8 protein-coding genes and 1 pseudogene are annotated in these 11,472 nt (G+C 42.1%); all 9 read right to left on the bottom strand.

Translation table 11 applies throughout. The features are described from left to right. Positions 1–559: 559 nt before the first annotated feature. Positions 560–3,247 (bottom strand): AAA family ATPase, encoded by a 2,688-nt coding sequence (locus GCU44_RS20440; protein ID WP_154859178.1) that lies wholly within the window; start codon positions 3,245–3,247, stop codon positions 560–562. Positions 3,248–3,250: 3 nt separating this feature from the next. Continuing rightward, positions 3,251–4,429 carry a metallophosphoesterase family protein gene (locus GCU44_RS20445; protein ID WP_154859180.1) on the bottom strand — a complete coding sequence of 393 codons (1,179 nt, stop codon included), beginning with the start codon at positions 4,427–4,429 and terminating at the stop codon, positions 3,251–3,253. A gap of 321 nt (positions 4,430–4,750) precedes the next feature. After that, positions 4,751–5,212 (bottom strand): annotated as a pseudogene (locus GCU44_RS20450) (IS1595 family transposase); the annotation flags it as partial. A 267-nt stretch (positions 5,213–5,479) separates the two neighbouring features. Beyond that, complete coding sequence (locus GCU44_RS20455; RefSeq protein ID WP_154859182.1) at positions 5,480–6,334, bottom strand: Fic family protein; 855 nt, start codon at positions 6,332–6,334, stop codon at positions 5,480–5,482. Beyond that, positions 6,331–7,314, bottom strand: a complete 984-nt coding sequence (locus GCU44_RS20460) for a virulence RhuM family protein (RefSeq protein ID WP_154859184.1) — start codon at positions 7,312–7,314, stop codon at positions 6,331–6,333. The genes GCU44_RS20455 and GCU44_RS20460 overlap by 4 nt, the downstream gene beginning before the upstream one ends. 151 nt (positions 7,315–7,465) lie before the next feature. Continuing rightward, complete coding sequence (locus tag GCU44_RS20465) at positions 7,466–7,795, bottom strand: hypothetical protein (protein ID WP_154859186.1); 330 nt, start codon at positions 7,793–7,795, stop codon at positions 7,466–7,468. Positions 7,796–7,813: 18 nt separating this feature from the next. Then, positions 7,814–8,125, bottom strand: coding sequence for a hypothetical protein (locus GCU44_RS20470; RefSeq protein ID WP_154859188.1), 312 nt, complete (start codon positions 8,123–8,125; stop codon positions 7,814–7,816). A 29-nt stretch (positions 8,126–8,154) separates the two neighbouring features. Next, positions 8,155–10,311, bottom strand: a complete 2,157-nt coding sequence (locus GCU44_RS20475) for an ATP-binding protein (protein ID WP_154859190.1) — start codon at positions 10,309–10,311, stop codon at positions 8,155–8,157. 3 nt (positions 10,312–10,314) lie between these two features. Continuing rightward, a complete protein-coding gene (locus tag GCU44_RS20480; RefSeq protein WP_241685048.1) occupies positions 10,315–11,304 on the bottom strand; it encodes a type II toxin-antitoxin system HipA family toxin in 990 nt (329 codons plus the stop codon). Positions 11,305–11,472 lie beyond the last annotated feature (168 nt).

Here is an 11,472-nt window from a genome sequence, read left to right on the forward strand (position 1 = left end):
GCTAAAAAAAACTGCCCACTCGCTACCCGCCAGTGCATGTCAGCCACTGCCGCAACCAAAAGCCGGAGCCCGGGACAGCGGAATACTAGTAAAAAACGAACGGAATACCGATGGCGAAAAGCACCTGGTAAATAAACGGTTATTTTTTGATACAGACCGCGCTCACCTGCCATGGTATTTTCCAAGTACGTATCGTCAATAAGCAACGTACGATGTTTCCATTAGACCCTGTAACCGCCTACAAACACCCCACCCCGTTTCAGCTTTCAGGCCCGGTAGTACACCAGGACAAATTAGTTGGTACCAAATTGCCGGTAGACACAAAAATAGCTCTGGTACCTTCTAGAGCAAGGACATCCCTGTGCCCCGGAAGTCCGCAACAGGCTATCGGCCCATTGACCCTTCCAACGATCTTGCGGTGCTGGTACCGCTTTTATCAATTTGCACCATTCGATTTAAGACCGTTTACCCGGATACGTTGCCATTTGCTTGTAAGGGGCAATTGCAACCATTAAAACATGATCAACTCCCTCAAATTGGTGGGGCACCTCACAATCACCTATTGAAGTACAAGCTCAGTGGCCCCCAGGCTTCGGTAGTCTTTGGAATTACAACTCAATAAAATTACCTGTAGTCCATTCTCCGAGGCACGAAATAGCATATTATGTAGCGAATTGAGACGTTCTGGATCAGAGAAACCAAACGCATCATCAAAGACTATGGGCAAGTTTCCTCCGTAAGCAGGAGCCAGAATTTCCGCCATAGCAAGTCGTACGGCTGCCGCTACCTGTTCTTTGGTTCCTCCACTTAATTTATCGAACGCCAATCGGCCTAAATCCCTGTAGTTTGCTCGATAGATGTCCAAGCCAGTGAATTGACCCCGATCATCCGAATTGACGGCGATTTCCAGCTCCGTGCCGAAGATAAAGGAAAGATACGTTTTTACTTTTTCAGCAAAGGGCTGTGCATAATTTTTGGTCAATTCGTCTTTTTCCTGTCTAAAGAGCTCATCCAACAGCTTGATGGCGTTTGCCTCATTTTGATAGCCCTCGAAAACCGCCTGATGGTATTCATGCCTCGCAAAATCAGATTGGAGTTTTTGGTAGCTATCGCTATCCCCGTTATTGCTTAGCTTAAGCTTTTCTTCTAATCTTACCACGGAAAACTCCAACTCTCGTAACGTAGCTGACTTGGCGCCTATCGCATGCTCAGTTCGTTCAAAATCTGTTCTTAGTTTTTCCGGTTCAAGTTTTTCAATGGAAGCCTTCACTTGCTCGCAGGCCTTTTCTACGGCTTCTTTTTCAGCTCGTATTTTTTGGATTTGTTCGTCAGTATTTCCGGCTTGCGACCGTAGCAGGTTCAGTTTGGCTTTTTCTTCAGTAAGCGTACCTAGACTGGTAGTATATCTCCCAAAAACTACCGCTCGACCTTCTTCTAACCGGTTATAGGATTCTTCCTTCTGATCAATCTGGTTTTTTAACGCGTCTATTTTCTGAACCAGGTCTGATACTATTTCCTCCACTTCTTGAAGTTCCCTGGACGAATTTTGCTCATTCAATACGTCCAAGCTTTGATCGTTTGTGACAAGGTTCGCTTTTCTGATCGTGAGTTGCGACAGGGTAGAGCGAATCTCCTGAAGCTGATGCTCTTCCTCTTCAGCCTTTTTCAAAGTTGATAGTTTGTCTTTTGCTGTCTGGATACGTTTTTGCAGATATTCCCGTTCGACTATTACTTTGTCAATTTGCCCCTTATCCTGCTTTCCAAGTTTTCGTTTAAGATCTTCGAACTTTTGCCCGGCATTTTTTTCCTCTTCTGTTGCTAGTTGAAGGCTTTTGCCTCCACCAGGGAGGATTTTTAGCATGGGGCTTCCTTCGATTTCAAGGATCGTTTCTTCCGTTAGCAGCCGTTTATCGCTCAGTTTTTCACCTTGAATCGAGAGAGTATGATTCGAAGTCAATAGTTCTATTTCTGTCGCTATGGACTTTAAAATCTCCCGTTTAGACCTAAGGTTAGCCTCCAGCTCATTCCAGGTATCCAAATCTTTTCTTTCTATTTGCGGCAGATTTCCCAGCTTTTTCAGAAATTCTGATTTTTCATTTTCCAGACTTCTGATCTTATCCAATGACTTTTTGACGATCTGCTCCTCACTGGACTTCTGATGAATGGTGTTCACAAGATGTAGAAACTCTTTTTTGATGGCTTCTTTTTGCTTTTGGTCTTCCAGACCCTTTCGATTGTTTTTTGCTTCTTGAATGTGTGCTTTCAGTGCTTTCAATTCGTTTTCCTTCTTCTCGTACTCATTTTTTAAAGGAGCCAACTGATCTTCCAGCGCCACAATCGCCTCACGCAATTCTTTGATAGTATTGATGCGATCCCGGAGCTCACTTTCATGTTCCGCGTGCTTTTCCAGTTTTTGTTTTTCTTCGGCAAGGGCCACTTCCAATTGATTGAGCATGTCCATTTGAGAGCGATAGGTATCTCGCGCTATCCCCATATCCGCTAGGTCTTGTTTGAGCTGCGTGAGTTGTTCAGATTTAGCGCTAAAGCTTTTGATATCCTCCTCCATCTCCGCGATTTTGTCCTTTGTCTTTTGAAGATCTTCTTCACTCTTTGAAAGTTGCTCGTAAATGGTTTTTATGGTCGAACCTGCTTTGTACTTCCCGTTGCTTGTAAAGAGCGCATGGTATTTAGTGGAAAAATGAGTGGCGACTCGCTGATCTTTTTCAGATGCTAGCGCTACCATGACTCCGGCGTCCTGAAGTTGGTTGAGCATTTTTTCTTGCTGTGTCGCCATGATCCCACTTGGGTTGTCTCCGGATGTACCTTGCCATACCCAAAGATGGGCCCATTCGCCCTTCGCCTGGCTGTGTGTCGATGTATTTGCGCTCGAGGCAAGTAATTCATCCAGTTTTTCTTCAGCTTTGGCCCCTGTCAGTGTTTGCATACTGGCTGAGGAAATCGTACAACCGGCACCCTTCAAAAATGCCTTTTTTACTACATAAGCGGTATTGCCAAAATCCAGTTCTAATTCAACCGATGGCCCGTCTTGGGTGTAGAGCGACTGCAGGTCTCGTAATTGTTGAGAATTGCCGGAATGCTTGTAAAACAAAGCCGCGTGAATGGCCTCGGCAATGGTGCTCTTTCCTGCTTCATTGGGACCGCCTATTAAGTTGAGCTTTTCATTAAATGCTAAGGATAGCTCGCGATGCTTCTTGAAATTAGTCACTTTAATGGTGCGGATAATCATGGCTTAGAGGGCTTTGCTGGTGAAATACAATTGCTTTAAGGCTTCTCGGGCAACGGTTTCTTCTACTCCGCCTTTTTGAATGATGAAGTTTAGCTTATCGGCGACTCTTGCGATCAACGGATCTTGACTGGCGATTCGGAGTTGATCCAACTCCTCCTCTCGGGGTTCGAGCAGCACCCTGTTGGCAAGTTTGATACGAATCAGCCGTGACTGATAGGTTTCCAGACTTTTTTGAAGCCTATCCATCGCTTCTAATCCAAGACTGCCCGTCAATTCCAACTTTAGTAAGTCCTGATTTACGCGATTACCCACCCATACATTCATGGCCGATTCAAATTCCGGGAAGGCCGTGTCGCTGGTAAAATGAAAGGATTGAACCTGCCAGGAAGCAGAGGAAGTATTCAGTCGCTGAACTGTTGGAATTATTCCCCGTTCTGCCGTTACCAGGAGAATATTGCCCTGGTCATGCCGCTCTCCTTTTGGAAAGCGATCCGGCTCGGGCGTCCCGGAATACCAGCTTTTATCGTTGATTTTTTTCGTGCCGTGCCAGTCTCCCAAGGCAAGGTAATCCAAATTATCGTCCAGGGGGAGTCTGGATAAATCCAATAGGTTGGCAGCGGAAGAACCAAACTCCTCCTCATCCTCAAATTTCTCTGCTCCAAAATCGGCTACCGAACCATGGGCAAGGACAATCCGTGGTTTGTCTCCCAGTCCCGTATAAATGGAAGCATCCCGAAGCCACTGACTGAGGTCCGTGTTTTCTTTATTTCTCAAGAGGGGGCAGGGCAAAAGGATCGCCTGATCTAATTCGATGGGTTTGGCTTCCAGTAGGAGCTGTAGATTGGGAGCCAGTGCTTGTTGCTCTTGTCGATAATATGCCTGATGCCAAACGGTTCCCGGTGCTGCGTGGTCGTGATTTCCCGGGATAACGTAGACCGGCACCGGGATTTTTCCGATCGCTTGCAGGGTTTCCGAAACCAGCGCCTTGGTAGGAGTGACCGAATCCCAGAGATCTCCCGCAACTACGACAAAATCCACTCCTTCTTCGGAGGCAATTTCCCCTATTTTCAGGATGGCCTGTAGTCGGAGGTTGGAAAGATTTACTTGCTTCGTTGGGTCAGAGAGGGAAGCAAACGGCTTTCCGATTTGCCAGTCTGCGCTGTGAATAAAGGTAGTCTTCATCGGTTTTTCGTTGATAGTGAGGGATCAAGCCGGGTGTCGTGATAGCGCTTCCGTACGAAGCGAAATTTTGGGTATCCGGCTGCAAAACTACTAAAAAGAGATTTTCCTATCGATTTTTGCAAGCTTGCACTTTCATGATTTCGGTGCTTTACTCCTTCATCAGCCAAATACTGCATCTTTTTATCAGCTACTTGGTATAAGAGTAAGTTTCGTACCTGCATTAGTTCTTATTTTCAACTCTTCAATATCTCCGGACTCCTTTCCTTATACATCCCCATGTCTGAAATGTAGCGGTACTTCAAGTTTCTGATCTTTTTATATACCTCTTCCCCGCTTGCTCTGGCTGCGGATTTTGGCTTTGGTAGACTTTCCCATGAAAGCTTCGTCGTATTCCACCAAATCCTCCAGGCTGTACCGTTCATCCCGTTGCCCCATCACTTTACGGAGTTTGTGGTACATCCTGAAAACTGGTTCATAGCGTTTCATTCCCAGCTGTCGCTGGAGTTCGGATGCACTGAACCCTTTCTTGGTTGCGGTGATGAAAGTAATGGTCGTCATCCAGGTCCTGATTGATAGATTACTGCTCTGCATAACTGTACCACTCTTGATACTGGTCCTGAATCCGCAGGAAGCACATTGAAATGAAAGCTTGTTTTCAAGCCAATAATGCTTGATTCCAGTACATTTCTTACAGATGATTCCTTGCTGCATCCTTTGTACTTTGATGTATTCAATACAGGAAGCCTCGTCCGGAAACCGATTAATGAAATTGATGATGTTCATGGTCAAAACCATTTATTTTGACCTAATTTATAATGAGTTAAACCCGTACTAAAGCAATTGACACCAACTGTCAAAAAGTACTTATTGGGTTACTGGTGACTTTGCGGATATTCCTACTTTTTAAATACCTTTTAGACTTTTGCAAGCTTGCATTTTAGTTTTAAAATTAGCTCAAATCATTCTTGCTTTTCTCTTTCTCTCATCGAATTTATCCAAAGCCAAGCGTTCCCTTGATCATTCTTCATAGTAATAGGAATAGTCGATTCCTTACATAAACATCTCCCGGTCATTGATTTCGGAGGTTAGTGCCGATTCTATCAGGTGCATCAAGACACCGCTGTCCACTGTGCTGATGACCATGGCATTCATGTAGTTTCCTTTCTTGATTTTGCTCCAATCCATACATTTTTTCAGCTGTTTTTTCAGGATTAGATCCAGCCAAATTCGTGTACTTCTACCATTACCTTCCATAGAGGGATGGGCCTTATTCATTTCCGAATACTTGGAGATGATCTCTTCCAGTGTGGTTTGTGGCATGGCATCGATTTGCTGCAAGGTGCTCTTTAAGTGCTGGGCATACACAAAACGATAGCCGCCTTTGGAGATGCTTTTTTCCCGGATCTGACCTGCAAACGCATACAAGCCACCAAACAGATAGGCATGGATTTTTTGAAGACCCCTGGTGGTACGCACTTCAAATTCATTAATAAGATTACTTTCAAAAAGGGGATAGGCCTTTTTTTTGCTTTGTCCATCCAAGCTGGTGTCGCTGTAGAGAAACCAGTCTAAAAACTTGCTGGCTCTATTATTAGGGAAATGTTTGGCCAGCTCACTAATCCCATGGCTATCCAAAGTGTCTGTCAGGTATTTTTTACCATCCGCAGCGGTTAATTTCAGTCTGTGAGTGCCACTCACGAACTGAACATCTGCTTTGAGCAATTTCCTTTTGAGCCAGCGCCAATAGTTCCCTGCTTTGGTATAATCCGGCTCATCGTTTAAGATACCAACCACATCCACCACACTAAACCACCACTTAGCCTGAGCCTCACCCCAAGCGGCCCGTACCTCACGCCTCCCTGTCCGGTAGGCAGGGTCATCAAAAAAACGGATGGATAGTTTCATTTCTTAAGCTTTTTGATGATCCTATCAAAATCACTTTCATAATTTTTATCCTGAATCACCCGAAACTTATCATACTCCGCAGCTGCCTTGAGTTTGGCTTCCAGCATACTCACTTTGCCTTTATCTTTTAAGATTGGATAGTCTGAGAGCTCCAAGAAGCGATCGAGAAAAGAAGCCCATTGTTGCATATTGAATGCCATACCGCGTTGTGCATTGTTTTCGGCCAAGTCTAAATAAGCCGACACTAGTCTGTTCAATTCTGCGATGTGTTGATGATCCAAATAATTTTTGGCTAGTACCACATCGCTTTTCAGTATTTTACCATCTGGTGCCGCTTTCCAGGTTTTCAAGCCCATGTACAGCTTGGTGGCATCTGCTTCGGTATAGATGATTTCAGCTGCAGTTTTACCCGTAATGGCCCAATGGAGCTTGTTTTGTACGGCTGCAAAAAAATCCATGGTCTGTTGGCTCTCTTTATCGTAATCGGTGCTGAGGGCATAGAGGTCGGTGATTTTCTGATAAAAACGTCTTTCGCTGGCTCTGATCTCCCGGATGCGCTCGAGCAATTCATCAAAGTAATCCCGACCAAAGCTTTTGCCTTGCTTCAAGCGTTCATCATCCAATACAAAACCTTTGATGATAAATTCATTGAGGGTGGTGGTAGCCCATTTGCGAAAGTCCGTGGCTTGGATAGAATTGACCCGATACCCTACGGCCAATACGGCTTCTAAGCGGTAGAACTTAGTCTCATAGTTTTTACCGTCTTCGGCAGTTGTTTCCAAAATGGAAATAACTGAAGGCTCTTCCAACTCTCCACTATCAAAAATATTTTTAAGATGCTTGCTGACTGCAGGCACTTTGACACCAAACAACATGGACATCGCTTTTTGAGTCAACCAAAACGTACCTTTTTCAAAATATACAGAGACCTGCACCTTTTTTTCGGCTACTTGGTATAAGAGTAAGTTTCGTACTTGCATCAGTTTTTAATTTTCAACTCTCCAATATCACCTTCAATATCTCCGGACTCCTTTCCTTAAACATTCCTATGCGCTTCACCACCTCATTTTCAGGATCAGACTGTTTGATTTACTCTCTTTGATTACTTTTCAATGAAAGGTCCCCTCATTTTCACAAGGAACTGCCTCCTATAAACAGTTTTCCGCGACTTGTAATTACATACTGTTGATTGGGATCGTTTGCTTGTTCCAGAGTGTAGCCTAGCAATCTATTGTCCTTTAATGGTTTTATGTAATCGTCCCGAAAGCGTTCCTTGCTCCTATAACCTAACTTACCTGCTAATTCTTCCAAAGACATTGGAATAAGTGTCAGCAATAAGACGCTCAATAAAATCCTTGCACGTTTTTTTAAGAGCTCCCCACTTTTTTCCGGCCAACTTCCCACTTTTTGGAGTTCATCGATCGTTAAGTCATTGTTTATCAATAATCTAATATTTGTCAACTCCCCACTTTTTTCTGCCTAAGTCCTCACTAAATGAATTGCGAGTTCATTCAAATCATCTATCGATTTAAATTTCAAATCCAGGGATAATTCTTGAAGTATCTTAACTCTATCTTCACCAAGTTGCTTTTCTGTCAGCTGAGCTAGGCCTAAGAGTACTTCAGATTTTGAACCCATCTTATGAAGAAGCATCGGAACAGTACTCTTAAAGGGTTCATCTTCGATAAATACAGGATGAGCGCCACCGGTATAGATCCCTACAAACTTGTTCATGTTGCGTACACCCGATCCTATTTCATCTGCCCAAGTAGCTTCTACATAATCTCCCAATCTTTAAGAACCTCTATTTTTTTTTAATTCTACACACCCCTTTTTGTTATAAACCTCTCTGATACTTTGTAGCCTCCGGCTCTCTTTGAACCTATATACTCAATAACTCCAAGTTGTTTCAGAAGAGAGATATGACGCTCTAAGGTTTTATAAGGCTTGTCCAGCTTTTCAGCGATTTCAGAAGCTCTAATGCTTTTTTCAGTCAAAATCAATGAAACTATTTGAATCATTGATTCCTTTACTCCATCGGTTATTCCCTCGATTAATCCCTCACTTATTCCCTCATCGATAACCTTTGTTATTCCCTCAGTTATTCCCTCAGTTATTCCCTCATATTGATGTTTAACATCTGGGAAAGACAATTCTAAAATGTTGTTTGTATTCTTCCACCTAGGAATCTTGAAACCTTCTTCTTTGCAATTTCTAATCATACGGAGTGTTCCAGTTCCCAGCATTTCAATTAAGCGGTTATAATAACACATTTGTGCAATGTCAGGATTTCGAAGTATAGAGTTGTGCTCTGATTTTAAATCACTGACAGTCATATTGTTTAGAAGCCCACCATAGTTGCTTATTACCAGTCTGTTTGAAAACAATTCTATGACTAAAAAAGATTGGATAGCACCATACTCTCTGTGTACAATCGCATTTAACAAACCTTCTCTTAATGCCTTTTCTGGATACAGCTTTTTTTCTTTTCTAAGAGCACCTTCAATCACATTTTCTTTGCCAATGTGGATATCAAAATCAGAAAAAATCTCCTTTACATTTTTAAATAGGTTGCCTTTATAAATTTTATTCTCCTTAAAGCTATCACCAGATTTCGAACCAGGATGAACCACTAATTTGATAATTGACTGCGGAATGAATTGGGTAGGATTTTTGCCAAACAATACCATACAAGCGTTGGTAATATTGCCATTGACAATTAAGCCACGGCTTATCAAAAATTGTTCTGGAGAAGTGAAATTATCATTGAAACTATAATTTTTATATGCCCTGATTGAATTTTCAATTTCCCTTAAATCTAAATCATCAAGGTACGCTCCCAATACCGACCGCCGCTCCCATCTCTGCTCTGATTCGACCTGTTGGTCCAAGAGTGCAGAAATTGATTTCCCTGAGCTTGTTCGTGTTTGAGAACCCTGCCTTACATAAATTGTATTTTTAAAGTAATATGGCTTGTTAGAACCCTCCCAAACGGAGGTTTTTACCGGATTTTCAAGAGCCGTTTTGTACAGTTCTCTAATCATACTGGTAAGCATGTCCTCTGAATAGTAGCCAAACTCATGATCACTACCGTACCAAGCCATGAGGTTGGAAGTTTTAATATCAGCAGCCAGTTGATTAAATACCGGCTCTATCTGATCTTTAAGGTTTGGGTGGTTTTCCCAGTCCTGAAAAAAGGATTGCAAGCGGTTAATATCCGCAGAGCGTTGTAGCTTTAATTTATTGTAACTATCTGTCTTTAATGGTTTATCAATTAATGCAGTGAGTACATTATATTTCACCTTACGAGCCAGTTCTACTATATTCTCACGGTTAAGGTCTTGGCAATTGGTGTCCAATAAAAAGTTAAACCATCCCATTACCTCCTGATCCAATTCCAACTCAACTAGAGATTTCACCGCTTTATTAAAAGCCTTTTCATCGGTTGCCAGAGTCAAGCATTTTCCCATGCAACTATTTTTATCGGCAACGGAGTGGACGTCGAGCGTAATAGAGATTAAGCCCAGTTTTAGGTTTCCTTTATTGAAATGACTACTATCTAAAATACGAGCCAGTTTCTTTTGATTGGTTTTGGTTTTTAAAACTTTTTCATAGCGTTTTACAAGTCGATTATTCTCTGAAGTATCCAGAAGCCCATGTTCTGAAATGAATTCTGAAACAAAATCCAAACGCAATTCATGATTCGCTTTTAATAAATCTAATAAAGGGTATTTTTTGATCTCCTTCTCATTGGGCTTAGGAAATGGATGATATAAAAATATTTCTTTGCCCTTTAGCTCCATTTCGAGCTGATACTTTAGCTCAAAGTAATTTTGAGCTACCGGAATAACCTGAATACCTGATGCTTCAATTTCTTGTAATTCATCCTTAAAGGAACCATCTGCATCAAAATAGAATACCAAGTTCTTACGCTTATCCTGACCTAATATATTTTTAATTTTTTCTACTATCCCCATTTCTTACAAAATATTCAGGTTTTGATGTATTCTTTCCTTTAAATCAGTTCTAACGCCTGCTTGTTTTGCGTAGTCATTCCACGATTTAATGATCAAATTAATTTCATCTATTATTCTTTCTCCCTTCTTAATATTGTTGTCTTTAGCTATGGTCATGAGATCAGCTTTGGTTATTGCCAACCTTTTTCCATTTACGCTTAAGGTTTGCTTGTTTACCCAATGATTGGTTGCATCAAATGAGAAACACAAATCATAAGCAGGAGCCAATCGCCAAGCTTCACCTTTTTTTAAGATGAATGAAAAGTTTTTGGTATGATCATCGTAGTTGGTAGCCAATACATTAAACACCATTCTACGAAACATTTCTTCTGCTTCGGGATAGGTTAAACGCAACAAACGCATGGTTTGAAATACTTGTTCGTAGCTGTAACCATCCATATCGTTGAAGTTGTAATGCTGTAAGCCACACAATGATTGGATATGATGCTTGGTATTACCTTCCCTGTCAAAGCGTTTGGTCATAAAATGTGCACGACCATTTTCCTCTAGCAGCTCACATTCGCTAATGGTAATTCCGCATTCCTTTGCCATTAAATAATAGGCATACTCCACACGGCCCCAGCCTGAACTTTCTCCAAATTGTTCACCACTAACACCATCTAATTTTAGTAACCAATGTTCAAACCCCTTGGGCACGTTCCCTTGGCCCGATCGCACTTCTTTGGTTTTTTGGTTGTAAGCAATTACCGCCTTAGGGCGGGCACCGCCTGCTGAGGTTCCTATCTTCAAAATCTCCATCATGGCCTTTTCTTCGTGTTTACCGATATTGGTTAAGAAGGCCTCTCGCTCATTGAGCATCCTTTTTGCTACATCAACCAAACTGTCAAGCTCTAGAGAAAAACTGCTTTTGTTTGTTTTAATTTGGGCCGGTTCAAACTCTAAGGCCCCCATTCCCCTTGAGCCTATAAAGCATAATTTCTCAACCGGATTCATACTGTTATCGGGACGTCCTTGTTGGGCCAGCCAAATATTAATTAGCCTGTTACCATATTTATCTGGTAGTCAATGCTATTAAGTTAAGAAAAAAATGGCCTCTTGAGACAAAATAAGCCGATTTTCCTTATGAAAACCGGCCTACTTTAGGTAAATTATGTTGTCTTA

It is taken from the genome of Cyclobacterium xiamenense (assembly GCF_009467825.1).
In the GTDB taxonomy this organism is placed as follows: domain Bacteria; phylum Bacteroidota; class Bacteroidia; order Cytophagales; family Cyclobacteriaceae; genus Cyclobacterium; species Cyclobacterium xiamenense.